This window comes from Lipingzhangella rawalii, assembly GCF_031628175.1.
Taxonomy (GTDB): Bacteria; Actinomycetota; Actinomycetes; order Streptosporangiales; family Streptosporangiaceae; genus Lipingzhangella_A; species Lipingzhangella_A rawalii.
The window spans coordinates 203,516-227,787 of the sequence record NZ_JAVLVT010000005.1 but is presented as its reverse complement, the minus strand read 5'-3'; the positions used below and the strand labels follow the sequence as shown (position 1 = coordinate 227,787).

The following is a 24,272-nucleotide window of genomic DNA, read 5'->3' as shown; positions in this document are numbered from 1 at the left end:
GCCTCCATCGGGGTGGGTGGGAATTCAGAGGCTACAAGGCTTGAACACACCGCCCTGGTTCGGGTGCCACCGACGACGCAGCGGTCGGGCTGTCGAGCCGGACAATCACGCCCTGCCGTAGCGGGGGACCACGACAGGTGGCCGCCCGCGGCAGGAGGCAAAGTTCTCCCCAATCCGGGACCACCGCTGGGCCAGGCTTCTTGACGTGCCCTATCTCACATACTGGAGTGGAGGTATGCCCAACCGTGACGCGTCGTTGCGTGCGCAGTTGCGCCAGGCCGGGTTGCGGGTCACCGGTCCTCGGCTATCCGTACTTCGATGGGTGGCGGAGCACCCGCACGCCTGCGCCGAGGACGTCGGCCATGCCGTACGGCAGCGGATCGGCTCGATATCGACCCAGGCGGTGTACGACACACTCAGCGCGTGCACCCGCGTTGGGCTGCTCCAGCGCGTCGAGCCAGCCGGGCATCCGGCCCGCTACGAATGCCGTACCGGCGAGGAGCACCACCACCTGGTGTGCCGTGACTGTGGCCGTATCGACGACGTCGACCGGGCCGAGCGCGCCGGTCAGTGCCTGGTTCCGAACGAGTCCAACGGCTTCCTGCTGGAGCGGACCGAAGTGCTCTTCTGGGGACGGTGCCCTGACTGCGCGCCCACAACCACGGGTGCCAGGCCCGTGGCCACGGGGTTGTCAATGTACGAGGAGGCACGGCGATGACGGAGACGCAGCCCACCACAACGGATGCCGGTATCCCGGTCGCCAGTGACGAGCATTCACTGACCGTCGGTCCGAACGGCCCCATCCTGCTTCAGGACAACTACCTGATCGAGCAGATGGCCCAGTTCAACCGGGAGCGCATCCCGGAACGGCAGCCGCACGCCAAGGGCGGGGGCGCTTTCGGTACGTTCCAGGTCACCCAGGACGTGAGCGCCTACACCAAGGCCGCCGTGTTCCAGCCCAACACCACAACGGATATGATGATCCGCTTCTCCACGGTCGCCGGGGAGCGGGGAAGCCCGGACACCTGGCGGGACCCACGCGGGTTTGCCGTGAAGTTCTACACCAGCCAGGGCAACTACGACATGGTCGGTAACAACACCCCGGTGTTCTTCGTGCGCGACCCCATGAAGTTCCAGCACTTCATCCGTTCGCAGAAGCGCCGCGCGGACACCAACCTGCGCGACAACGACATGCAGTGGGACTTCTGGACCCTCTCCCCCGAGTCGGCCCACCAGGTCACCTGGCTCATGGGAGACCGCGGAATCCCACGGACCTGGCGCCACATGAACGGCTACTCCAGCCACACCTACATGTGGGTCAACGCCCAAGGCGAGAAGTTCTGGATCAAGTACCATTTCAAGACCGACCAGGGGATCGACTTCCTGCCCCAGGAGGAGGCCGACCAGCTCGCCGGCACGGACGGGGACTATCACACCCGGGATCTCTATGCAGCGATCCAGCAGGGCAACCACCCGAGCTGGACGCTCTACGTACAGATCATGCCGTTCGCCGAGGCGGAAAACTACCGGTTCAATCCGTTTGACCTGACCAAGGTGTGGCCGCACGGCGACTACCCGCTGCACGAGGTTGGCCGTATGACGCTGACCCAGAATCCCAGCGACTACCACACCGAGATCGAGCAGGCCGCGTTCGAACCGAACAACCTCGTGCCCGGGATCGGCCCCAGCCCGGACAAGATGCTGCTCGCGCGCCTGTTCTCCTACGCGGACGCCCACCGGGCCCGGCTGGGGGTCAACTATAAGCAGATTCCGGTGAACGCCCCGCAGGTGCCGGTGCACAGCTACAGCAAGGACGGTCTCATGCGGGTCACCAACGTGTCAGACCCGGTGTACGCCCCGAATTCCAAGGGTGGCGCCCACGCCGACGCCACGCACTTCGGCGAGCCGGCTGGCTGGTACACCAGCGGCGAAATGGTGCACGCCGCCTACGTTCCCCACCGCGATGACGACGACTTCATCCAGGCGGGAACCCTCGTGCGCGAGGTCATGGACGACGCGGCCCGGGCCCGGCTGGTGTCCAACGTGGCCGGACACCTGAAGAACGGGGTCACGGAGCCCGTACTACGGCGCGCCTTCGAGTACTGGCGCAGGATCGACCCCGACATTGGCAACCGGATCGAGAAGGCCGTGAACAACAACGGCTGAGCCGACCCCGGGGGTCTGGGCGCGTACGCACAGTGCCCTCGACCGCGCGCCGTGACATCCGATTCCCCGATAGTGGCGGGACCGGGGCCGGGACCGAGACGCTACCGGGGAATCGCGGGGGCTCCCGGGCCGCCCCGTCGCTGGGTTACTCGGGGACGGCCCGGCGGGGGCGGAATCCGTGGCCGTGCGCGGTGGGGCGACGGGCGGGCACCGTACTCAGGTCGTTTCCGTCGTCGAGCGAGACTGTCCGGACGCCGCGGCACCCGGGCGGGGCGTGTCCACGCCGGGCGTTGCTGTCCAACCGGCGCGAAGCAGCTGGACGCCCAGGGTGAGCACCCCCGCGGCGAGGCACAGTCCTCCGATCCAGACCAGGGCCACCAGGGCGTTCGGCTCAGTGGTGCCGGCACCCGCCACAGACGTGAAGAAGCCCAGGGGCATGAGGATCGCCGCGACGGGAACGCCCAACCGGGCCACCAGGCCCCACGGCCCGCGGCTGCCCACGGCGTCGGCGAGGAGGAGACAGACCAGTCCCAGAATCAGCAGTACCCCAGCATGGGCGTGGCCGGCACGTGCGAAGGCCAGCTGAACGTCGGTCTGGCCCGGCGATCCGGTCACCAGCTGGAGGAGGTAGGTGCCGCCGTAGGCCACTCCCACCAGGGAGATGAGCAGGATTCCGCCGATGCGAGCACTGTGTGGGGTCAACGATGGCGTGGACATGGGCACTCCCTCCAATTAGATACCTAAACTATCTAATTGGGAGTGGGCTGTCCAGGGACCGGAACCGAGGCGCCGACCGGCCATACGTGCCCCGGACCGGCCTCTCCCCGCCGGCCGCTCCAGCGCTCCGGACACAGCCGGGTGCTGCTCCGGTGGCGCGGGCCGCCTCAGTCCACCGGCTGCGCGGGCCGCAGGGCGAGGACGGGCACGCCCCGCTCGGCATCGGCTCCGATCCGGCGGTAGGCCGCATCCCGATCCTGCGCGCCGGATCCACAATCGTGCCCCAGGGCGCGCATCAGCTCGTCCGCCGCAGCGGGGTGGCGTCGCGCGTAGGCAGCGAGCACGGCCCCGGACTCGGCGGGCGGCAACAGGTGCACCGATCCGCGGTAGCGACGCCACCCCACCTGGAACAACACCCGGGGCTCGGCCCGGATGTTCTGGAACCACTGGGACCGCGCTCCGTACCCCGATGCCACCAGGTAGCCCCCGGAGGCGTCCTCCCGCCCCACCACCTCCAGCACCACTTGCCGTACCTGCCCCGTGGCTCGACCGCGGTGGGTGAGCAGGACGAACCGGGAGCCCAGGACCCCACCCAAACCCAAGCGGTAGATCCACACGGGGGCGCGGTACACGGCTCGACGCAGCGGCGATCGTGGCGGGTCGGCGAAGGTCACGTCGTGGGCACCTCCATCCTCGACGGACGTATGCCTCCTGCGGTCCACCACCCAGCGTTCCCGCGAGGCCGACAGCGACACCACCGCCATGTCCCGCACCTCCCGGGAATACGAACCGAGCGCGGGCCTTCGTGGCTCAGGGCAGCCTCAGGAGTAGAGCCACTCGATGTCCGCTGCGTGCCGGGCCCCCACCACGTCTCGACGAACCTTCAGGGTCGGCGTCAACATGCCGTTGTCCTCGGTGAACTGGCCGTCGACGATGCGGAACTCACGGATGGCCTCCGCCCGGGAGACCGCTTCGTTGGCGTAGTCCACCGCCTGCTGGATGTCCGCGCGCAGTTCCGGATCGTCCTGGAGTTGGGAGATCGGGGTGTCGGTGGGGCGTTTGCGGACCGCGAGCCAGTGCTCCAGGGCATCCGGTTCGAGGGTGACGAGCGCGGCCACGTAGCGTCGACCTTCACCCACGACCATGCACTGCCCGATCGGTGGTCGACTGCGCAGCCGATCCTCGAGCACACTGGGCGACACGTTCTTCCCACCGCTGGTGACGAGCACGTCCTTCATACGTCCGGTGATGGTGAGGAAGCCATCTTCGTCCAGGGTGCCGAGGTCCCCGGTAGCGAACCAGGTCTCCCCGAGGACTTCCCTGGTCGCCTCGGGGTTGTTCCAGTAGGCAGAGAAGACGATGTCCCCGCCCACGAGTACTTCCCCATCCTCGTCGATGCGGATCGCAGCGCCGGGAACCGGCTGTCCCACCGTTCCCGGGCGCGGGTTCAGTGGCGGAACCACCGTGGCGGCGGCGGTGGTCTCGGTGAGGCCGTACCCCTCGTAGATCACGATGCCACAGCCGAAGAAGAACAGGTTGAGCCGTTCGTCGAGGGGCGATCCGCCGCTGATCGCATACCGCACCCGGCCGCCCAGCGCCTTTCGCACCCGCCGGTAGACCAACAGGTCGTACAGTCCGGCCGCGAGGCGCAGCCCGATTCCCGGTTTGGGGCCGCGACCCAGGTACCAGTCCAGCCCGGCCCGGCCGATGCCTACGGCGATCCGGTCGGCCCGGGCGAAGGAGGCACCGCGCCCCAGGCGCTCGGCCGTGGCCCGGGCGGTGTCGTGGATGCGCTCGAAGAGGTACGGAACCCCCACGAGAAACGTGGGTTTGAAGGAGGCCAGTTCGGGACGGAGCTCGTCGGGATTGATACTCGGACAGTGCCCCACGACGATCCGTCCCTGCATGCACGCGAGCTGGAGAGTGCGTCCAAGGATGTGTGCCAGTGGGAGAAACAGCAGCGTGGATGCTGTCTGCTTGGTGACCTCCACGAACACGGGGTGCAACAGTCGCACGAGGTTCGCGGATTCGGCGTGCAGGTTGGCATGGGTCAGTACACACCCCTTGGGGTTTCCGGTCGTTCCCGAGGTGTAGCCGATCGTGGCGATGTCACGCGGCCCCAGCGCTCTGCGCCGTTCCTCCACCACGGATTCGGGAACGGTCCGGCCCTGCCCGGAGATCTCCTCGAGGCCGGCATCATCGATCTGCCACACGCGGGGATGCTCCGTATCGGCGTGCACCCCCGCGGCCACCACCCGGGCGTGCTCCGCATTCTCCACCACGCACAGGCGGGTTCCCGAGTCCCGGAGGATCCAGGCCACCTGTTCGGGAGACGCTGTGGGGTAGATGGGCACGCTCTGGCCACCGGCAGCCCAGACCGCGAAGTCGAGCAGGGTCCATTCGTATCGGGTGCGGGACATGATCGCCACACGTCCGCCGGGAGGCAGGCCCACCGCTACCAGTCCCCGTGCGAGTTCGGAAACCTGCCGAGCGAACTCGGCGGCCGTGACATCCTGCCAGCCCCGCGCGGTCCTGCGGCGTAGTACGACGGCTTCGGGAGCCTCGGCGGCATTGGTGAAGGGGATATCGGCGACACTTCCGGCGCTGGGACGCTCGACCAACGCAGAGGTGCGGGCCTCGCGTACGTGCCCGTACTCGTCGTGGTGAACCTCCACCGAGACGCGGCCGGTCAGGTCCACCCGCTTCCGTGCCCGGCGTAGATCCTGCTGTACTCCCATGTTCGCTCCTTCGAAACGACGCGGTTCGTACTGCCGTGGGCGACGCGCGATCACCTCCCACCCTCGGGGCCGGACACGAGGCCGGACGTGGCCTCTCCTGCTCTGGCGGCCTCGGCGCCTGGGGGACTACCGTTCCGCACAACTGTCTACCGCAGAGTAACCACTTATTTAACCCATGGGTATACTTACTTTCAAGTAAGGAGTGAGTCATGGTCGATCGATACCAACGGTTCGCAGCCACGGGATTCGGAGGCTTCGTCACCAAGCGTCTGGGCCTCCCCCGTCCACCCCACCTGTACCGTCACAGTCCCGAGAACCCCCGCTCCCCGGGGCCGGTGCTCCTGGCCACCACGGAGGACGCCACCGTCACCGGGGCACTCCACGCGATCCTCGCCGAGGGTGGAACGCCGGTGCACACCTGCACCAGCCCGGATCCGACCCCGGACGAACCCCAGGAACCGGGCTCCCTCATCCTCGACGCGACCGGAATCACCGAGACCACACAGCTCTGCACCCTGCACCGACTCCTCGGGCCCCGCGTACGCAGCCTGCGCGCCGGCGGTCGGGTTCTCGTGGTCGGAACCCCGGCGACCGACTGCCGCACGCTCGGCGCCGCGGTCGCACAGCGGTCCCTGGAGGGGTTCACCCGGGCGCTGGCCAAGGAGCTCCGCATGGGCGCCACAGTCAACCTGATCTACGTTCCCGCCCAGGCCCCCACCACCGCGGCATCCACGGTGCGCTTCCTCGTCTCGGACCGTTCCGCCTACGTGTCCGGCCAGACGCTGCACCTGTCCGAAACCACACAGTCCACGAACACCGAGCCCCCGACGCCCCCGATCGCCGAGGTGGCACCGCTGGCGGACACTGTCGCGGTGGTGACGGGTGCGGCCCGGGGCATCGGAGCGACCATCGCCGAGACCGCCGCGCGCGACGGCGCCCAGGTGCTGTGCATCGACGTACCGCACGCCGGGGCCCATCTCGCGGACACGGCCACACGTGTCGGCGGTCAGGCCCTGGAGCTGGACATCACCGAGGACGATGCGCCACAACGCATCGTCGCGGCTGCCCGGCACCACTTCGGACGGCTCGACGTCATGGTGCACAACGCGGGAATCACCCGCGACAAGACCCTGGCCCGGATGAGCGCCCAGCAGTGGGACGCGGTCCTGTCCGTCAACCTCCTGGCCGCGCAGCGCATCACCGAACGCCTCGTCGACCCCACGGATCCGGTGCTGGGGCCGGGGGGACGCGTGGTGTGCACCTCGTCGATCAGCGGCATCGCCGGCAATGCGGGCCAGACCAACTACTCCACGAGCAAGGCCGGACTGATCGGGCTCGTCACCGCCCTCGCACCCACGGCCGCGGAACGCGGCGCCACGGTCAACGCGATCGCACCGGGTTTCATCGAGACTCCGATGACCGAAGCCATGCCGCTGCTGGTGCGCGAAGCGGGGCGACGGATGAACAGCCTACGCCAGGGCGGAACCCCGCAGGACGTCGCCGAGGCGGTCTGCTATCTGGCCGATCCGGGGACCGGGGGTGTCAACGGTCAGGTACTCCGCGTCTGTGGACAGTCCCTGATCGGGGCCTGACCTCGCCCCGTGTCGCCCCGTCTATTCCGCGTGCCCCACCCCAGTTCCGACAGGGAGACTGCCGTGCCGGACCGTCCCATAACCATCCTGCACCGCTCGCCACGCCTGACCGCCAGCTACCTGCGGGCCGCCGTCCCCCGGCGTCGGCGTTCCGGCGAGGTGCCACCCCAACAGCTGGTCCTCCCCAACGTCCGCCTCGACCCCGCACACGTGGCCCGCTACCGGGAGGTGTGCGGATGGCCCCAGGGGCGGGAACTACCGGTAACCTATCCGCATATTCTGGGATTCGGCCTGACCATGGCGCTGCTGACCCGGCCCGACTTTCCCCTGGCGCCGATCGGCCTGGTTCATCTACACAACAGCATTCGCCGTCTGGACACCATCGATCCGGACACGCCACTGACACTGCGTGCGTGGGCCGATCCCCTCCAGGACCACCCCTCGGGTGTCACCGTCGACGTGCACACAACCCTCACCGCAGCGGACAGCCAGGTCCCCCAGTGGCGCTCGGTCAGCACGTATCTGCGACGGGGGCCGCGGGGAGCCTCCTCAGGGCCCGCGCCGCACCCCTGCGGACCCGACCGGAACGAGATCGACACCACATGGCGAGTGGCGCGGAACATGGGACGGCGCTACGCCTCGGTGTCCGGAGACCGCAACCCGATTCACCTGCACCCACTGACCGCGCGCCCGTTCGGGTTCCGCCGGGCCATCGCCCACGGAATGTGGACCAAGGCCCGGTGTCTGGCCCTGTTGGAAAGCTCCGCGGGTGGGGCGCCACCAGCCCCGTCCTGCCAGGTGGAGGTCACATTTCGCACTCCGGTGCTCCTCGGCTCCGATGTGCGGCTGCACGCCGGATCCACGGACGAGGGATGGGCCTTCGAGTTGGGGAGCCCGAACGGCGACCGTTGGCACCTGCGGGGACACCTGTCGACTCCCGGCTCGTGACCGCTGTCCCCCGCGCCGCGGCGGGGAGACGCGTTTCTGGGGAACGCTCAGCCGGGTGGGGACCAGATCTGGCCGGCATGGGCGTTTCCCATACCCACCCAGACCATGGTCATCAGCCGTCGGGTGACCTGTTCGGGGCCTTCGTCGGGATAGGACCGCATCCAGTCGGTGAGGGAGTCCGCCGCTCCCACCAGGGCACGCGCGACGAATTCGGCCTCCTTGTCGGACATTCGCGTGCGGTCCGGCGGTGTCTGTTGCCCCGTGGCAGGATCGTCGCGCACCAGGCGCGTCACGTCCAGCAGGATCTGGTCCCGAGCCTCGGCGACCCCGGCCGCGATGGTGGAGCCGTGTTTGGCGGCCTGCTGGTAGAGCACATTCCAGCGTTCGGGGTAGTCGGCCACGAAGGTAAAGAACGCGGTCAGGCCCTGCCACAGTCGCTGCTCGGGGGTCAGCTCCGGACGGGCGTACTCCTGGAGCGCCGCGGTCAGCTCCCGGGCGCAGGATCGGACGCAGGCGAGGAACAGATCCTCCTTGGAGCCCAGGTAGAGGTAGACCATCGGTTTGGAGACACCGGCACGCTCCGCGATCTCGGTGACGATGGCGGAATGGTATCCACGCTCGGAGAAGACCTGGATCGCCGCGTCAATCATCTGTTGCTCGCGCACGGCCCGCGGCAGGCGCTTGGATCGCTGGCTCACCCTTGTGATCCTATCTACCAAGGAGTAATGTTACTCGCAGGTAAAATCTGTTCGCCCCCCAGTGACGGGAGACGCCCCATGTCCAACTCCCTGCCTGAGCACCTGGCCGACCTGGACTTCGCCAGCATTTCCCCGCAGGAGTTCGCACACATGGTCGCAGGGGCCACGCCGGCGGACATCAGCGCCCTGATGCAGGGGGAAACCCGCGAACGCGTCATTGCCGAGATCTTCACCCGAATGGAACACCAGTTCCGGCCGGAGGCGGCACATTCCGTCCACTCCGTCAACGCCACCATCCACTGGACGGTCACCGGCGAGCGCGATATCAGCTACCGCGTGACCATAGCCGAGGGACGCTGCACCACCGAGCCCGGGCATGCGGAGGAAAAGCCAACCCTCGCCCTGACCATGGACGACGCCGCCTTCCTCCGGCTCGTCTCCGGGAACGGAAGCCCGATCGCCATGTTCATGGCCCGGGAACTGACCGCCAGCGGAGACCTGGCTCTGGGAACCAATCTCCCCCGACTGTTCGACATTCCCCGGGCCTGAAGGTCGGCGAAACCCGCCGTCACTCGACGGTAACAACCTCCTCCATGCCCTCCTGGCGGTGGTTGCCGATCGAGCAGTAGACGGTGTACTCGCCGGGCTCCAGCTCTACCGTCCCGGAGGCGGACTCGCCGGGCTCGGCACTGGCCACCACCTCGTCCCCGAGTTCCTCCACGACAATGTCGTGGGGCAGGTCCCCCACATTGTCCAGCTCGATCTCGACCGTTCCCGCCGGCACGGTCTCCGGCAGTCCCTCGAAGGCCATCTCCGTCGCCTCGACCGCGATCACCTCGTCGGCCCGCGGCTCGGCGTCGGGATCCGCATCGTCCGCCGCGTCGTCCTCCGCTTCTGCGTCATCGCCGTCAACATCGGTGTCCTCCACGGGATCCTGCGGCTCCTCCTCGGCGTCGTTGCAGGCACTCACGCCGAACAGGGCCACCGCAGCGACCACGGCTGTCAGCGACGTTGGGACACGTACCATCGTGCTCACCTCCAGTGACAACAGGTTGGCGCATCGTATCGCCTTGCCCGCGGTGCCGGCTATGGCAGCGTCGGCCGGGACTTGCGCGCCAACGCCGCGAGGGCCAGCTGGAGCACCGGGTGCTCGTCCGATTCCGGAACCTCGTGGTCCGGCCGCCAACGACAGACCGGAACCAGCCCGGGTTCGAGGAGGTCCAGCCCGTCGAGGAGGGAGGCGACCCGGGCGTCGCTACGGAATTCACCGCGCCCCGTCGCCGCACGGAAGGCCTGCTGGAGCTCGGCGGCGGCCGCGCTGCCCGGATCCCGCAGATGGTGGAGCAGGACGTGACTCCCCACGGGGAGCGGGGCACACAGGCGACGCACCAGGTCCTGCGGCCCCTCCTCCTCGGAGACGTGGTGCAGGATGCCGCACAGCACCAGCCCGACCGGTTCGGTGAGGTCGATGAGTCCGCGGGTCTGCGGATGCGCCAGTATCTCCTCCGGGCGGGTGATGTCCCCCTCCACAACGCATACCTCAGGGGCGTCGGCGAGAATCGCGCGCCCGTGCGCCAACACCACCGGATCATTGTCGACATAGACCACGCGTGTCCCCGGAGCGTGGCGCCGCGCGATCTCGTGCACGTTGTCCGCGGTCGGTAGGCCGGCTCCGATATCGATGAGCTGCCGAATCCCCAGATCCTCCACCATGAGCCGCACCGCGCGCCGCAACAGGGCGCGCTGCTGCTGCACGCCCAGCCGCACCTCCGGGAGGCGCCGCAGAATCTCGTCGCCCACCGCACGGTCCACGGCGAAGTTGTCCTTGCCGCCGAGCACATAGTCGTAGACCCGAGCCATGTTCGGGGTGGTGAAGTCGACGTCCGGAGGATCGACCGCGTCCGCCGCGGCCGGCCACCAGCCCGCTCGCTCAGCCATGGCCCCACTCCCCTCTCGGCCGTACGGAGTACCGACCTGCACGGGAGGATAGCGCGTGCCCCACCGAGGCTTCGCGCCCGGTCGCCGATGCCCCCTGGTGCCAGGGCCTGTGCGAGTGTAAGGATAGGCCGGAACCACCGTCGATCCCCCGGAGCGGCATGGACGTCACCGTCAACGGAAGTCCCGTCCCGGCTACCCCGGAGACCACACTGGACCAGCTGGTACGCGACGACCTCGACCTGACCGGAACGAAAGTGGTCTGCGGCACCGGGGTCTGTGGGGCCTGCACCGTTCTGGTGGACGCGACCCCAACCCTGAGCTGCGTCACTCCGTGCGCCACCGTGGACGGCCGCAACATCACCACGGTCGAGGGACTCGGCGGGGACCATCCGGTGCAGCGGGCCTTCGCCGTCGAAGACGCCCTCCAGTGTGGCTACTGCACGCCCGGGATGGTGGTCGCCGCCGCCTCCTTCGTGGACCGGTGGCGTGCCGAACACGGAGACACTCCGCCACACCGGGACGAGGTCACCGCGGCGCTGGCCGGTCACCTGTGCCGCTGCGGCGCCTATCCGGGCATCATCGCCGCCGTCACCGCCGCGTGCACCGGACGCTACGACCCCCACCGTCCGCTCTCACCGGCGCCCCGAACCGAAGCTCCGGCGAAGGTCACCGGTCAGGCCCGCTACACGACCGATATCCGCCTGCCCAACCAACAGGTCGGGGTCATCGTACGCTCTCCGCACGCCCATGCCCGGATCGAGGGCATCAAGGCTCCCGCGGACGTGCCCTTGGTGCGGTTGCGCTCCGAGGGTGCCACGGTCCGCTACGTCGGCCAACCCGTCGCCGCGGTCGCGGCCCCGACCGACGTCGAGGCGCGACGCCGTGCCGCCGAGGTTTCGGTTCAGTACACCCCCCTGCCAGCAGTACTCACCGAGGAGCAGGCCCGCGCCGAGGACGCGCCCCAGGTCTATCCGGAAGGTAGGCAGCGTAAACGAGCCCCCCTGAGCTCCGAGGCGCCGCAGGGCCCGGTCCCCTGGACCGGCAACCTCCGGGGCCCCGCCGGGATGAGCTGGCGGCCGACGGCCGCCGCGCGCCGGACCGCCGCGACCGGCCCCGACTCCGGCGTACTGGTGACCGGCAGCTACACCACCTCCGCCCAGACGCACACCCCGTTCGAACCGCACTGCTGCGTCGCCCACTGGGAGACCAACGGCACGGTGCGGCTGTACGTCTCTACCCAGTCGGTACGGCGCCTGGCCCGCGCCGTGGCGCGACGCTGGGAACTGCCCGTGGAGCGCGTACGGGTGCATTCCGACCACGTGGGCGGCGGCTTCGGCGCCAAGGCGGGGCTCACCTCGGACGTGATCGCCGCGGTGGATCTGGCACGGCACACCGGGACCCCGGTGCGGGTCACCCTGAGCCGGCGAGAGGAACTCACCGACGGCGGGCACCGCCCGGCCACCCGCATCGACCTCGCCCTGGCCACCGATGCCGAGGGCGGGCTGAGCGGTCTGACGATGGACAGTTACGGCTCGGGCGGTGTGTCCGTCGGGTCCAATGCCGCCACTCTGGCGCGCTTCGTGTACGGACACGCTCCCCGGCGGCTGCGCGACTACGACGTGCTGACGCACCACCCTCCCGCCACCCCCTTCCGGGGCCCAGGTGGGCCTCCGATGACCTGGGCTCTGGAGCAGGCGGTCGACGAGGCGGCATACAGCCTGGGTGTTGACCCCCTGGATCTCCGGCGCCGCTGGGACGGTAACCCCAAGCGGCAGCGGCTGTACGACTGGGCGGGCCGTCTCCCCAGCTGGCGGGACCGCCCCACCCGTGGATCACGGCCCGGGCGCCTGCGCCGCGGGGTGGGTCTGGCCTGCGCCAACTGGCTCTACCTGTTGGACCCCGCAACCCGGGTCGAACTCAGCGTGGACGACGGACTCCTCGTGGCACGCACCGCGACCCAGGACATTGGCACGGGTAGTCGTACGGTGCTGGTCAACACCCTGGCAACGGAGCTCGGGCTGCCCTCGGAGCGGATTCGGGTCGAGGTCGGCGACAGCGCGCACACCCATGGTCCCGCCGCGATCGGTAGTTGCAGCACCCCGTCCCTCGCGCCGGCCGCGGCCGACGCCGCGAGGCGGCTGCGTCGGGCTCTGAACACCCCCACAGACGCCCCGGTGCGACTCGATACGGCCACGGCGCAGGGCGTATCGGTCGTGGGGCGGCGCCGCCGCGACCGGGGCGGATACGTCACCCCGTTCCCGGTGGACGGTGTGGCGATTGGTCGAGGGTTTGCCGGGGCCGTCCTGGTCACTCAGGTCGAGGTGGACACGCGGTTGGGGACGATCCGTCCGCTGCGGGTGGACTGCGGCATCTCCGCGGGGCGCATCCATGCCGAACGGTTGGCCCGTAACCAGTGTGAAGGCGGAGTGATCCAGGGGGTGGGCTACGCCCTGTACGAGCAGCGAACGGTGGACCCCACCTCCGGTACCGTCCTCAGCACGAATCTGGATGACTACCAGATCCCCGGCATCGCCGACACACCGGAGATCGACGTGCACTTCCACACCGACGGCTGGGACCACGTCCGCGGCGGTGGGGTCGGACTCGGCGAGGTTTCCACCGTCGCCGTGGCCGCCTCGATCGGCAATGCGGTACACAACGCGACGGGGTGGCGGCCCCGCAGCACGCCGATCCTGCCCGAGCAGGTGCTGCACGGCCTGGAGGAACAGTCGTGAACCCAACGCGAACCACGGAACTGGACGAACACGAGGGTGGAGATGCCGTGGCCGCCGCCCGGGACGCGCGTCGCGCCCACCCCGACGCGGAGTTTCGCGCGGGCGGGATCGACACCACCTCCCGCCAGGTCCTCAACCGTGCCAGCGGCCCGTTCGTGGACCTGGCCGACATTGCCGACCTGCGCGGCCTGCACCCCCCGCGGGACGGGCAGCCCGCCTGGGTGGGGGCCACGACCACGCTCGCCGAGCTCCACAGCGACCCGCACATCCGCACGTCCTACCCGGGGCTGGCCGCGGCCGTGGCCGAGATCGCGACCCCGGAGGTACGCAGCCGTGCCACGATCGGCGGCAACCTCCTCCAACGCAACCGCTGCCCCTACTACCGCAGCCCCGACTTCGACTGCCACCAGACCGGAGCCGACCAGTGTCCCGCGCACGAGGCCGGGGCAGCCTCCTCCCTGCTGGTGAACCTCGGTCCGTGTGTGGCACCGCACCCCTCCACCATCGCGCTGGCGCTCCTGGCGCACGACGCGACCGTGCTCGTCGATCCGGAAGGCGAGCGGTCCGTACCCGAACTGCTCGGGGACGGGACCGATCCCACCCACGACCACCAGCTCGCCGCGCACGAGATCCTCACCGGGGTGCGCCTACCCGCACCCCCGGCGCAGGAGTGTGCCGCCTACCACCGCCTGACCCGACGCAGCACGGCCGAATGGCCCCTGGTCGAGACCCTGGTGCGGCTCGGAATCCCCGCCCCCGCCGACCAGGAGGGAACCCGCCCCCGCGCCCCAGCGACCATCCGGTGGGCGCGGGTCGCCGTGGGCGGGGTGGCGCGAGTCCCCCTGCGACTGCGCTCCGTGGAGGATGCGCTCCTCGACCGGCCGGCGTCCGCGGAGACCGTGCAGGCAGCCGCCGGGTTGGCGGGCACCACGGACACGCCATGCCAGACGCTGGTCCGCGCCAGCGTGCTGGAAGCACTGGAACGTGCCATGGGTGAGCACCCGCACAGCTGAGAACCACCCCCCCTGGTCAGGGCACAGGCTCCGCTTGGGCATGCTGGAGGGTATGCGCAACCGGGCAGGGGTGACGTGTGGCTGACACACTGCGGCACGGCTGGACCACCGGAGCCTGTGCCACGGCAGCAACCAAGGCCGCCTACACGGCGCTGGTCACCGGCGAGTTCCCCGATCCGGTGTCGATCACGCTGCCCCGGGGCCACCAGCCCTCCTTCACGTTGACCACGGAGGAACGGGCCGAAGACTGGGCCCGAGCCGCCGTGGTGAAGGACGCCGGGGACGATCCGGACGTCACGCACGCGGCCGTGATCTGTGCCACCGTACGCCCCGGAACCCCCGGCGCGGGGGTGGTCTTTCGCGCGGGACCGGGCGTGGGAACCGTCACCAAACAGGGGCTGCCCCTGGCGGTCGGCGAGCCCGCCATCAACCCGGTTCCCCGCCGTCTCATGAGCGAAGCCGTGGCGGAGGTGGCGACGGCGCACGGCCAGCCCGGCGACGTCGTGGTGGAGGTGGGCGTGGTCGACGGGGAGGAGCTTGCCCGCCACACCTGGAATCCCCGCCTCGGAATCCTCGGTGGCCTGTCGATACTCGGAACAACCGGGGTGGTCGTGCCGTACTCGTGCTCGGCCTGGATCGACAGTATCCGCCGGGGCGTGGATGTCGCCCGTGCCGCCGGATACCGGCATGTGGCCGGATGCACCGGCAGCACCTCCGAGCAAGTTGCCGCCGAGCTGTACGGGCTCCCCGAGGACGCCCTCCTCGACATGGGGGACTTCGCCGGCGCGGTACTGAAGTACGTACGCCGACACCCGGTGCCGCGTCTCACGATCGCGGGGGGAATCGGTAAGCTCGCCAAGCTGGCGGCGGGCCATCTTGATCTGCATTCGGGACGCTCCCAGGTGGACCTGTCCCACCTGGCCCAACTCGCCACCCAGGCGGGTGCACCACCGGAGCTGGCACACCGGCTCCGCGAGGACGACACCAACACCGCCCTGGGGGCACTGCGCCTGTGCGAGCAGGCCGGGGTTCCGCTCGGCGATGTGGTGGCCGACACCGCCCGCGGGGTGGCCGTGGACGTACTACGTGGTGCAGCGGTGGAGGTGGACATCCTGGTCATCGACCGGGCCGGTACCATCGTCGGCCGCGCACCCCGCCCGAACACCGGAGGAGACGAGCATGCCTGAACCACGCGTGGAGATCGAGTACTGCACCCAGTGCCGGTGGCTGTTGCGCGCCGCATGGACGGCACAGGAACTGCTGACCACGTTCTCCGCGGAGCTCGGGGAGGTGGCGCTGGTTCCCGGGTCCGGAGGGATCTTCGAGATTCGTCTGGGATCGGAGGTGCTGTGGTCCCGCGCCACCCAGGGCGCGTTTCCCGATATTCCCGAACTCAAACGCCGGGTGCGGGACCGGGTGGCACCGGACCGCGAGCTGGGCCACACCGACCGCAACGGCCGCGCCACCGGGGCGAGCTCGTGAGCGGGCCAGTCCAGCTGCACGCGCGGGGCCCGGACTTCGCAACGTTCTGGGCCGAACGGCACCTGTGCACGGTGACGACCCTCCGCCCGAACGGGAGACCACACGTGGTTCCGGTGGGGGCCACACTCGACCTGGACCGTGCCATCGTCCGGGTGATTACCTCGGCCGCGTCCCGCAAGGCACGCAACGTACTCGCGGCCGGGGAGGCGGGCGCCCACGTGGCGGTCTGCCAGGTGGACGGACGACGCTGGTCGACCCTGGAAGGGCGGGCCGTGGTACGCACCGACCCAGAGAGTGTGGCCGAGGCGGAGCGACGCTACGCCGAGCGCTACCGCACGCCGCGGGAGAACCCGCGGCGCGTGGTCCTGGAGATTGCCGTGATCCGGGTCTTGGGCACGGTGTAGGCCACGGCCCCGTTGGTGCGGCATCCGGCCCCGCCCGCACCGCCCGACGCCGGTTTCCGGCTCCCGGGGCCGCGGCACGTGCACGTCTACCCCTCGTCCTCGAGCTCCCCCTCCACCTGGAGGAAGGTCTGGCGCAGCGCCTCGAGGGTCTGCGGGTCCGGCTCGGCCCACAGGCCCCGGTCGGCGGCCTCCAGCAGCCGCTCGGTCATTCCGTGGAGCGCCCAGGGGTTCGCCTGCTCCAAGAACTCCCGGTTGGTCTCGTCCAGCACGTAGGTTTCGGTGAGCTTCTGGTACATCCAGTCGTGTACCACACCGGTCGTGGCGTCGTAACCGAACATGTAGTCCACCGTGGCCGCGAGCTCGAACGCACCCTTGTAGCCGTGATTGCGCATGGACTCCACCCACTTGGGATTGACCACCCGCGCCCGGAACACCCGGGACATCTCCTGGTTCAACGAACGGGTTCGTACCGCGTCCGGCTGGGTGGAGTCCCCGATGTAGGCGGCCGGGCTCGTTCCGGTCAGCGCGCGCACGGTGGCGACCATGCCCCCGTGGTACTGGTAGTAGTCGTCCGAGTCGGCGATGTCGTGCTCGCGGGTGTCGGTGTTCTTCGCGGCCACGGCGATACGTGCGTAGGAGCGTTCCATATCGCCACGCGCGGCCCGCCCATCCAGGCCGCGGCCGTAGGCGTAGCCGCCCCAGGCGGTGTAGACCTCGGCCAGATCGGCGTCGTCGCGCCAGTTGCGGTTGTCCATCACCTGCAACAGGCCCGCGCCGTAGGCGCCGGGCTTGGATCCGAAGATGCGGGTGGTGGCCCGTCGGGCGTCCCCGTGCTCGGCGACGTCGGCTCGAACGTGTGCGGCGACATAGTTGTCCTCTGGGGCCTCGTCCAGCTCCGAGACCAGGCGTACCGCGTCATCCAGGAGCTGCACCACGTGCGGGAAGGCGTCGCGGAAGAAGCCACTGATCCGGACGGTGACGTCGACCCGGGGACGCCCCAGCTCCGCCACCGGGATCGGGGTGAGTCCGGTAACGCGGCGGGACTCCTCGTCCCACTCGGGGCGCACCCCGAGCAGGGCCAGGACCTCGGCCACGTCGTCACCGGCGGTGCGCATGGCGCTGGTGCCCCACATGGACAGGCCCACCGAAGCGGGCCAGTCCCCGCTGTCGGAGCGATAGCGCTCCAGCAGGGACTCGGCCATGGCCCAGCCCGTCTCCCAGGACAGCCGGCTGGGGATGGCTTTGGGATCCACAGAGTAGAAGTTGCGGCCGGTCGGCAGCACGTTGACCAGACCACGCAGGGGAGAGCCACTCGGCCCGGACGGGACGAAGCGTCCCTCCAGGGCTCGCAGCACGTTGGTGACCTCGTCGCTCGTTCCGGCGAGCCGCGGCACGACCTCGGCGGCGGCGAACGCCAACACCTGCGCGACGTCTTCGGCGGCGGGGTGGTCGCCGCCCAGCACCTGGCGCACCACGGTGGCGGCCACCTGGGGGTCCGGGTCCCAGCCGTGTTCCTCCATGGTGGCGACCAGATCGCTGGCCTGCTGCTCGGTGGCGTCAACGCGCTCGCGCTGTTCGTCGCCGGCCTCACTGAGCCCGAGGGCCTGGCGCAGGCCCGGCACCGCCTGCCGTCCCCCGAACAGCTGTCGGGCGCGCAGCATCGAGAGCACGAGGTTGCGGCGCGCCTCGCCCGTGGGGGCCTGTCCGAGCACGTGCAGTCCGTCGCGGATCTGGGCGTCCTTGACCTCACAGAGCCACCCGTCCACCTGGAGCAGCACGTCGTCGAACTCCGCGTCGTGCGGCCGTTCGGTCAAGCCCAGGTCGTGGTCCAGTTTGGCGGCCTGGATCAGGGTCCAGATCTGCGAACGCACCGCGGGCACCTTCGCCGGGTCCATGGTGGAGACGGTGTCGTACTCCTCCAGGAGCTGTTCCAGACGGGCGATGTCGCCGTAGCTTTCCGCGCGGGCCATGGGGGGGACGAGGTGGTCCACGATCACTGCGTGCGCGCGGCGCTTGGCCTGGGTGCCCTCGCCGGGATCGTTGACCAGGAACGGGTAGACCAGCGGGAGGCTGCCCAGGGCGGCGTCGGGTCCACAGGAGGCCGACATGCCGAGGTTTTTCCCGGAGAGCCATTCGAGATTTCCGTGCTTGCCCAGGTGCACCACGGCATGTGCGCCGAACTCGCGCTCCAGCCACCGGTAGGCCGCGAGGTAGTGGTGGGTGGGCGGAAGGTCGGGGTCGTGGTAGATGGCGATCGGATTCTCCCCGAAGCCACGGGGCGGTTGCAGCAGCACCACGATGTTGCCGGCGTGCAGGGCGGCCAGCACGATGTCGCCGTCGGGGTTGTGGGTGTCGTCCACGAAGATGTCACCCGGGGGTGGCCCCCAGTGGCGTTCCATCTCGGCACGCAGGTCCTGCGGCAGCTCGGCGAACCATTCGCGGTAGGTCGCGGCGGGAATCCGCACGGGGTTGGACTCCAGCTGGTCCTGGGTCAGCCAGTCCTGGTCCTGACCGCCCGCGGCGATCAGCGCGTGGATCAGGGCGTCGCCGTCGTGGCCACCGTCGGGGTCGGCGGTGATTCCGGGCAGGGCGTCGGGCCCCGATTCGGGCCCCACGTCATAGCCCTGGGCACGGAGTTCGCGCAGCAGGGCCACGGCACTGGCCGGGGTGTCGAGGCCGACAGCGTTGCCGATGCGGGAGTGCTTGGTCGGGTAGGCGGACAGCACCATGGCCAGGCGACGTTCCTGGGGTGGCGTGTGTCGTAGCTGGGCGTGCCGGGTGGCCAGCTGGGCCACCCGTGTGGCGCGCTCCGGATCGGGGACGTAGTGGGGCAGTCCGTCGTCGTCGCGTTCCTTGAAGGAGAAGGGCACGGTGATGACCCGCCCGTCGAACTCGGGCACGGCGACCTGGGTGGCCGCGTCGAGCGGGCTGAGGCCGTCGTCGCTGTCGGCCCACTCGGCCCGGCTGGAGGTCAGGCACATCGCCTGGAGGACGGGTACGTCCAGCTCCGCCAGCGCGCCGATGTCCCAGGCCTCGTCGTCTCCCCCGGCGCCGACTTCGGCCGGCTTCGCCCCGGCGGCGCCCCCGGCCGCCAGCACGGTGACCACGAGGGTGTCCACCTCCCCCAACTTGGTGAGGAGCTCGTCATCGGCCCCGCGCAGGGAGGCGCAGTAGATGGGCAACACCTGCGCGCCGGCCTTCTCCACCGCCTCGGCGAGGGTGTGCACGAAGGCCGTGTTGCCCGCGACGTGATGCGCCCGGTAGTAGAGCACCCCAACAACGGGGCCCTCGGTTCGGCCGGGGGTCCGGTCCAGCAGCCCCCAGCTGGGCGTCTCCTGCGGTGGTTGGAATCCGTACCCGGTCAACAGCAGGGTGTCGGAGAGGAAGGCGTGCAGCTGGGCGAGATTCTGCGGCCCCCCGTGGGCCAGATAGGCGTGTGCCTCGGCCGCGACACCGGCGGGCGTGGTGGACAGGGTCATCAGTTCGGCGTCCGGGAGCTGCTCCCCGCCCAGGACCAGGACCGGGAGCCCGGTGGCCAGCAGTGCGTCCAGCCCCTCGGGCCAGGCACGGCGTCCCCCCAGCAGCCGGACCACGACCGCGGCCACACCGTCGGTGAGGCCGGGGATGTCCTCCTCCGTGAGGCGTGCGGGGTTCCCGAGTCGGTAGGGAGCCTGGCTGGCGCGGGCGGACAGCAGGTCCGTGTCCGACGTCGACAGCAGCAGGATGGTGGTCGCTTCACCCGACCCACCGTGGTCCGGACCGGTCTGGACGTCGTCGGCCGTCGGCTGCCCCATGCTGGTGCCCCCCCGTGATGCTTCGGTTCGCTACGGTTCACTGTCGTGGACTGCGCTCGCCACCCTAGCGGGAACCCAAGATCTGGCCGAATTCAGGACCCTGGACGGCACATGTCGTGGCATTGCCCACTCTGGGCGCGGTGTTCGGGATAGTGTCGCCACGGGGCCGCTCTCGGGGCGGGCCCGGTCCGGGAACGGGCCCGTCTGCGGGGCGGCATCGCAGGTCACCTACGATAGGAAAAATGTCCGACTTAACTGGTGCCGTTGCGGCACGCCCAGACGCCTGTCCGGGGGCGCTGCGACCGCACCACGCGGCCGACGGTGCACTCGTGCGCATCCGCCTGCCGGGGGGACGCATCAGCCCGCAGGGCCTGCGCGCCCTCAGCGACTCCGCGTCGCGCTGGGGCAATGGTCGTCTGGATATCACCGGCCGGGGCAATATCCAGCTGCGTGGCCTGGACACCGCGGTGCTGGGACGTCTCGCCGAGGTCCTGCGCAGTGCGGGCATGTTGCCCTCGGTCACGCACGAGCGCGCACGCAACATCGTGGCCAGCCCGTTGTCCGGGCTGGACGCCGCGGGGCAGGTGGATCTGTCCCCCCTGGTGCACGAGCTGGACCAACGCCTGTGCGCGCGGCCGGAGTTGTCCGAACTGGGCGGGCGCTTCCTCTTCGGTCTGGACGATGGGCGCGGGGACATTCTGGGGCTGCGCGCCGACGTGTCCTGGTGCGCCATCGACCCGGCGCGGGGGGCTCTCACCTTCTGCGGACAGGACACGGGACTGCGCCCCACGGCGGCCCAGGCCTGTGGGGTGCTCGTCACAGCGGCGGTGGAGTTCCTGCGGCTGCGTGGTGGGGACCCGGGTGTTTGGCGCCTCCGGGACCTCCCGGGCGGGGCGGATGCCCTCGCCGCGGCCGTACGCGCCGCGGTTCCGACGGTGGCGCGCCTGGATCACCGGCCCACGCCCGGGGAGGGCGCCCTGCCCTCCCCGGCGGCTCCGCCCACCGTTGGGACGGTCCTGCGCTCCGGCGCGTCCCAGACGAGCCGGGCTTCTGCTGGCAGCGACGGTGATCCGAACCCACGCTCGACGGTGACGGCACGGGTGATCACCCCGCCCCTGGGCCGGCTGACCGCGACCCAGGCACACCGACTCGCCGACCTCGCCGACCTGACCGAACGTGCGGAGCTTGCAGACACCACCGGAGCCCCCGGCGATAGCGGCGATTCGGGGGCGACCGACGTGGAACCGGGGGATCGCACCGGGGACCACCACGCACGGAGCCTCGTGGTCACCCCGTGGCGGGACATAGTGCTGCCCGGCCCGGCCGTCGGGGCGGAAGAGCGTCTTCGGGAGGCCGGGCTGGTGGTGGATCCGGAGTCGCCCTGGCACGGGGTCTCCGCGTGCGCCGGGATCTCCGGATGCGCCAAGTCCCTGACCGACGTACGCGCGGATGCCACCCGTTTCGTGCGGCTCCGCACCGATCCGGACACCCGCACCCGGGTGCACTGGGTCGGCTGCTCCCGGCGCTGCGGATCCCCGAGTACGCCCCATACGGCGGTTGTGGCGACCGCCACCGACACCTACCAGATCGACGCCACCGACTCGGGCGTCTCCGCTGGAGACGCGCCCGCGCGCGTGGCCCAAGCCTTGGACAGCCAGTGATGGACTACATTCGCGAAGGCGCGGAGATCTACCGGCGTTCCTTCGCCACGATCCGCGCCGAGGCACCGCTGGAGCGGCTGCCCGCCGACGTCGCCCAGGTGGTGGTACGCATGATCCACGCCTGCGGCATGGTCGACCTGCCCACCGATGTGGCGTACTCACCGAAGGTGGTGGACCGGGCCCGTCACGCCTTGCGGGATGGGGCACCCATCCTGTGCGACGCCCAGATGGTGGCCGCGGGTGTGACGCGTGCGCGCCTGCCCGCCGATAACGAGGTGCTGTGCACGCTGGATGATCCGTCCGTACCCGAACTCGCCCAGCGGCTGGGCACCACCCGCAGTGCCGCCGCGGTGGACCTGTGGGGCGAACGACTGGCCGGCGCGGTGGTCGCGGTCGGCAACGCGCCCACGGCCCTGTTCCGACTCCTGGAACTGTTGGCGGCGGGTGCACCGCCCCCAGCGGCGATTCTTGGGATTCCCGTCGGCTTCATCGGCGCCGCGGAGTCGAAGGAAGCCCTGGCTGCGGACCCGAAGGGCGCCGAGTACCTCGTCGTCCACGGCCGGCGCGGTGGCAGCGCCATGGCTTCGGCCGCCCTCAATGCCCTGGCGAGCGAGGTGGAGTAGAGGCAATGGATACACAGTCCACGAGTGCGGACAACGGCGCTTACCCCGAGCATCCGTCTCCGGAGGGTGCGCCCCGCGGAACGGGACGGCTGTGGGGCGTGGGCCTGGGGCCCGGCGACCCCGAGCTGGTGACGGTCAAGGCGGCGCGACTGATCGGTTCCGCGGACGTGGTCGCCTACCACAGTGCCCAGCACGGGCGCAGCATCGCGCGGTCCGTCGCCGAACCGTACCTGCGCGGAGACCAGATCGAGGAACACCTCGTGTACCCGGTCACCACCGAGGGCACGGACCATCCGGGTGGCTACACCGCGGCGATGGCCGAGTTCTACGCCGAGGCCGCCGAGCAGCTTGCCGCGCACCTGGAGGCGGGACGGGACGTGGTGGTGCTGGCCGCCGGAGACCCCCTGTTCTACAGCTCCTATATGCACATGCACCAGCGGTTGGCGCACCGGTTCCGGGCGGAGGTGGTGCCCGGGGTGACCGCTGTGAGCGGCGCCTCGGCCGCGCTGGGCCGCCCCTTGGCCCAGCATGACGAGACCTTGACCGTGCTGTCCGGGACGTTGCCGGACGAGGAACTGGCCGACCGGGTCTCCTCGGCCGACGCCACGGTGATCATGAAACTCGGCCGGACCTTTCCACAGGTGCGCAGTGCCCTGGAGCGGGCGGGCAAGCTCGACGAGGCGTGGTACGTGGAGCGGGCGACCACCCAGCGGCAGCGGGTAGCGCCGCTCGCCGAGGTGGACGACGAGCGGGTCCCCTACTTCTCCCTGGCGATGGTGCCCAGTCCGTCCGCCCAGCAGATCGCGACCGCTCATCCCCACACTGCGGCGCAGGCCATGGAGGCGCGCGGTTCGGTGACGGTGGTCGGCCTCGGCCCCGCCGGCCGTGCCTGGATGACCCCCGAGGCCCGGGACGCGCTGGCCGACGCCGAGGATCTGGTGGGCTACGGCCCCTACCTGGATCGGGTGCAGCTGTGGCCGGGCCAGCGTCGGCACGCCTCCGGCAACCAGGTGGAGAGTGAACGCGCGGCCGCCGCGCTGGAGCTCGCGGCCGCCGGGGCGCGGGTGGCCGTGGTGTCCTCGGGCGATCCGGGGGTGTTCGCGATGGCCGCCGCGGTCCTGGAGGTCGCCGCCGAACCGCGGTTCAAGGACGTGCCGGTGGAGGTGCTTCCGGGGCTCACCGCGGCCCAGGCCGCCGCCGCACGGGCCGGGGCCCCGCTCGGGCACGACTTCTGCGTGCTGTCGCTGTCCGACCGGCTCAAGCCCTGGGACGTGATCGAGTCGCGGCTGCGGGCCACCGCCGCGGCCGATCTCGTTCTGGCCATCTACAATCCGGCCTCGCGCAGCCGCACCTGGCAGGTGGAGGCGGCTCGGGACCTGCTGCTGGAACACCGGCCCGGACACACCCCCGTGGTTCGGGCGCGAGACGTCGGCGGGGCGCAGGAGGACATCCAGATCACCACCCTGGCCGAGCTGGATCCGCAGGCCGTGGACATGCGCTGTCTGTTGCTGGTCGGATCGTCCACCACCCAGGTGACCGAGCGTGGCAATGGACACACCGTGGTGTGGACCCCGCGGCGCTACCCGGCCTCCGAATGAGCTGGGTGCTCCCCGTCGACCGCGCCGCGGGCCGCTGGCCGGGGCGGGGAGCACCAGCGGCGGCGGGCGGAACGATGGGGTGAACGCGCCGTCGCCCCGGCCCGCTTGGACCCACCGTGTCCGGGCGTGAGTTGATTCCCGACGGTACGTGTCGATACAATCGAC

20 protein-coding genes are annotated in these 24,272 nt (G+C 70.3%); 13 read left to right on the top strand and 7 right to left on the bottom strand.

The features are described from left to right. Nucleotides 1–235 precede the first annotated feature (235 nt). Nucleotides 236–718, top strand: a complete 483-nt coding sequence (locus RIF23_RS12040; protein WP_310912586.1) for a Fur family transcriptional regulator — start codon at nt 236–238, stop codon at nt 716–718. Continuing rightward, entirely contained in the window at nt 715–2,166 is a 1,452-nt protein-coding gene (locus RIF23_RS12035) for a catalase (protein ID WP_310912585.1), read from the top strand. The genes RIF23_RS12040 and RIF23_RS12035 overlap by 4 nt, the downstream gene beginning before the upstream one ends. Before the next feature lie 216 nt (nt 2,167–2,382). Here RIF23_RS12035 and RIF23_RS12030 read toward each other — a convergent pair whose 3' ends face one another. The 3 genes from RIF23_RS12030 to RIF23_RS12020 form a co-directional block, all read right to left on the bottom strand. Continuing rightward, nucleotides 2,383–2,883: a hypothetical protein gene (locus tag RIF23_RS12030; RefSeq protein WP_310912584.1), complete on the bottom strand. Its 501-nt coding sequence runs from the start codon at nt 2,881–2,883 to the stop codon at nt 2,383–2,385. A 167-nt stretch (nt 2,884–3,050) separates the two neighbouring features. Further along, nucleotides 3,051–3,647: a nitroreductase family deazaflavin-dependent oxidoreductase gene (locus tag RIF23_RS12025; protein WP_407659457.1), complete on the bottom strand. Its 597-nt coding sequence runs from the start codon at nt 3,645–3,647 to the stop codon at nt 3,051–3,053. Nucleotides 3,648–3,704: 57 nt separating this feature from the next. Next, nucleotides 3,705–5,621, bottom strand: a complete 1,917-nt coding sequence (locus RIF23_RS12020; RefSeq protein WP_310912583.1) for an AMP-dependent synthetase/ligase — start codon at nt 5,619–5,621, stop codon at nt 3,705–3,707. A 209-nt stretch (nt 5,622–5,830) separates the two neighbouring features. Between RIF23_RS12020 and RIF23_RS12015 the strand changes: the two genes are divergently transcribed. Together RIF23_RS12015 and RIF23_RS12010 are read left to right on the top strand one after the other, a co-directional pair. Continuing rightward, nucleotides 5,831–7,213, top strand: coding sequence for a 3-oxoacyl-ACP reductase (locus tag RIF23_RS12015; protein ID WP_310912582.1), 1,383 nt, complete (start codon nt 5,831–5,833; stop codon nt 7,211–7,213). Nucleotides 7,214–7,276: 63 nt separating this feature from the next. Beyond that, the gene (locus tag RIF23_RS12010) at nt 7,277–8,161 is read left to right on the top strand and encodes a MaoC family dehydratase (protein ID WP_310912581.1); all 885 of its coding nucleotides are present in this window, start codon (nt 7,277–7,279) and stop codon (nt 8,159–8,161) included. 47 nt (nt 8,162–8,208) lie between these two features. On the opposite strand, the gene RIF23_RS12005 is transcribed toward RIF23_RS12010, so the two are convergent. Further along, nucleotides 8,209–8,859: a TetR/AcrR family transcriptional regulator gene (locus RIF23_RS12005; protein ID WP_310912580.1), complete on the bottom strand. Its 651-nt coding sequence runs from the start codon at nt 8,857–8,859 to the stop codon at nt 8,209–8,211. Between the two features lie 78 nt (nt 8,860–8,937). Here RIF23_RS12005 and RIF23_RS12000 point away from each other — a divergent pair, with 78 nt between their 5' ends. After that, the gene (locus tag RIF23_RS12000; RefSeq protein WP_310912579.1) at nt 8,938–9,408 is read left to right on the top strand and encodes an SCP2 sterol-binding domain-containing protein; all 471 of its coding nucleotides are present in this window, start codon (nt 8,938–8,940) and stop codon (nt 9,406–9,408) included. A 19-nt stretch (nt 9,409–9,427) separates the two neighbouring features. On the opposite strand, the gene RIF23_RS11995 is transcribed toward RIF23_RS12000, so the two are convergent. Both RIF23_RS11995 and RIF23_RS11990 read right to left on the bottom strand, forming a co-directional pair. Next, a complete protein-coding gene (locus RIF23_RS11995) occupies nt 9,428–9,886 on the bottom strand; it encodes a cupredoxin domain-containing protein (RefSeq protein WP_310912578.1) in 459 nt (152 codons plus the stop codon). A 59-nt stretch (nt 9,887–9,945) separates the two neighbouring features. Further along, nucleotides 9,946–10,797, bottom strand: a complete 852-nt coding sequence (locus tag RIF23_RS11990; RefSeq protein WP_310912577.1) for an SAM-dependent methyltransferase — start codon at nt 10,795–10,797, stop codon at nt 9,946–9,948. Between the two features lie 158 nt (nt 10,798–10,955). Between RIF23_RS11990 and RIF23_RS11985 the strand changes: the two genes are divergently transcribed. From RIF23_RS11985 to RIF23_RS11965, 5 genes are all read left to right on the top strand, one after another. After that, nucleotides 10,956–13,532 (top strand): molybdopterin-dependent oxidoreductase, encoded by a 2,577-nt coding sequence (locus RIF23_RS11985; protein WP_310912576.1) that lies wholly within the window; start codon nt 10,956–10,958, stop codon nt 13,530–13,532. Continuing rightward, nucleotides 13,529–14,545 (top strand): FAD binding domain-containing protein, encoded by a 1,017-nt coding sequence (locus RIF23_RS11980; protein ID WP_310912575.1) that lies wholly within the window; start codon nt 13,529–13,531, stop codon nt 14,543–14,545. Before RIF23_RS11985 ends, RIF23_RS11980 begins: the two co-directional genes overlap by 4 nt. Nucleotides 14,546–14,622: 77 nt before the next feature. After that, nucleotides 14,623–15,732, top strand: a complete 1,110-nt coding sequence (locus tag RIF23_RS11975) for a cobalt-precorrin-5B (C(1))-methyltransferase (RefSeq protein WP_310912574.1) — start codon at nt 14,623–14,625, stop codon at nt 15,730–15,732. Beyond that, a complete protein-coding gene (locus RIF23_RS11970) occupies nt 15,725–16,027 on the top strand; it encodes a SelT/SelW/SelH family protein (protein WP_310912573.1) in 303 nt (100 codons plus the stop codon). Before RIF23_RS11975 ends, RIF23_RS11970 begins: the two co-directional genes overlap by 8 nt. Then, a complete protein-coding gene (locus RIF23_RS11965) occupies nt 16,024–16,431 on the top strand; it encodes a pyridoxamine 5'-phosphate oxidase family protein (protein WP_310912572.1) in 408 nt (135 codons plus the stop codon). The genes RIF23_RS11970 and RIF23_RS11965 overlap by 4 nt, the downstream gene beginning before the upstream one ends. Nucleotides 16,432–16,517: 86 nt before the next feature. On the opposite strand, the gene cobN is transcribed toward RIF23_RS11965, so the two are convergent. Then, complete coding sequence (gene cobN / locus RIF23_RS11960) at nt 16,518–20,225, bottom strand: cobaltochelatase subunit CobN (RefSeq protein ID WP_310912571.1); 3,708 nt, start codon at nt 20,223–20,225, stop codon at nt 16,518–16,520. A gap of 242 nt (nt 20,226–20,467) precedes the next feature. Between cobN and RIF23_RS11955 the strand changes: the two genes are divergently transcribed. The 3 genes from RIF23_RS11955 to RIF23_RS11945 are packed head-to-tail and all read left to right on the top strand — an operon-like array spanning nt 20,468 to nt 24,107. Beyond that, complete coding sequence (locus tag RIF23_RS11955) at nt 20,468–21,886, top strand: hypothetical protein (protein WP_310912570.1); 1,419 nt, start codon at nt 20,468–20,470, stop codon at nt 21,884–21,886. Next, nucleotides 21,886–22,509: a precorrin-8X methylmutase gene (locus tag RIF23_RS11950; protein WP_310912930.1), complete on the top strand. Its 624-nt coding sequence runs from the start codon at nt 21,886–21,888 to the stop codon at nt 22,507–22,509. Before RIF23_RS11955 ends, RIF23_RS11950 begins: the two co-directional genes overlap by 1 nt. Before the next feature lie 5 nt (nt 22,510–22,514). Beyond that, a complete protein-coding gene (locus tag RIF23_RS11945) occupies nt 22,515–24,107 on the top strand; it encodes a precorrin-2 C(20)-methyltransferase (protein WP_310912569.1) in 1,593 nt (530 codons plus the stop codon). The last annotated feature ends 165 nt before the right edge of the window (nt 24,108–24,272 follow it).

Coding starts and splice junctions, on each gene's coding strand:
- RIF23_RS12040 (WP_310912586.1), top strand. CDS start 236: ATGCCCAACCGTGACGCGTCGTTGCGTGCGCAGTTGCGCCAGGCCGGG.
- RIF23_RS11950 (WP_310912930.1), top strand. CDS start 21,886: ATGGACTACATTCGCGAAGGCGCGGAGATCTACCGGCGTTCCTTCGCC.
- cobN (WP_310912571.1), bottom strand. CDS start 20,225: ATGGGGCAGCCGACGGCCGACGACGTCCAGACCGGTCCGGACCACGGT.
- RIF23_RS11970 (WP_310912573.1), top strand. CDS start 15,725: ATGCCTGAACCACGCGTGGAGATCGAGTACTGCACCCAGTGCCGGTGG.
- RIF23_RS12015 (WP_310912582.1), top strand. CDS start 5,831: ATGGTCGATCGATACCAACGGTTCGCAGCCACGGGATTCGGAGGCTTC.
- RIF23_RS12000 (WP_310912579.1), top strand. CDS start 8,938: ATGTCCAACTCCCTGCCTGAGCACCTGGCCGACCTGGACTTCGCCAGC.
- RIF23_RS11990 (WP_310912577.1), bottom strand. CDS start 10,797: ATGGCTGAGCGAGCGGGCTGGTGGCCGGCCGCGGCGGACGCGGTCGAT.
- RIF23_RS12020 (WP_310912583.1), bottom strand. CDS start 5,621: ATGGGAGTACAGCAGGATCTACGCCGGGCACGGAAGCGGGTGGACCTG.
- RIF23_RS11985 (WP_310912576.1), top strand. CDS start 10,956: ATGGACGTCACCGTCAACGGAAGTCCCGTCCCGGCTACCCCGGAGACC.
- RIF23_RS11995 (WP_310912578.1), bottom strand. CDS start 9,886: ATGGTACGTGTCCCAACGTCGCTGACAGCCGTGGTCGCTGCGGTGGCC.
- RIF23_RS12025 (WP_407659457.1), bottom strand. CDS start 3,647: ATGGCGGTGGTGTCGCTGTCGGCCTCGCGGGAACGCTGGGTGGTGGAC.
- RIF23_RS11945 (WP_310912569.1), top strand. CDS start 22,515: ATGGATACACAGTCCACGAGTGCGGACAACGGCGCTTACCCCGAGCAT.
- RIF23_RS12030 (WP_310912584.1), bottom strand. CDS start 2,883: ATGTCCACGCCATCGTTGACCCCACACAGTGCTCGCATCGGCGGAATC.
- RIF23_RS11955 (WP_310912570.1), top strand. CDS start 20,468: ATGTCCGACTTAACTGGTGCCGTTGCGGCACGCCCAGACGCCTGTCCG.
- RIF23_RS12035 (WP_310912585.1), top strand. CDS start 715: ATGACGGAGACGCAGCCCACCACAACGGATGCCGGTATCCCGGTCGCC.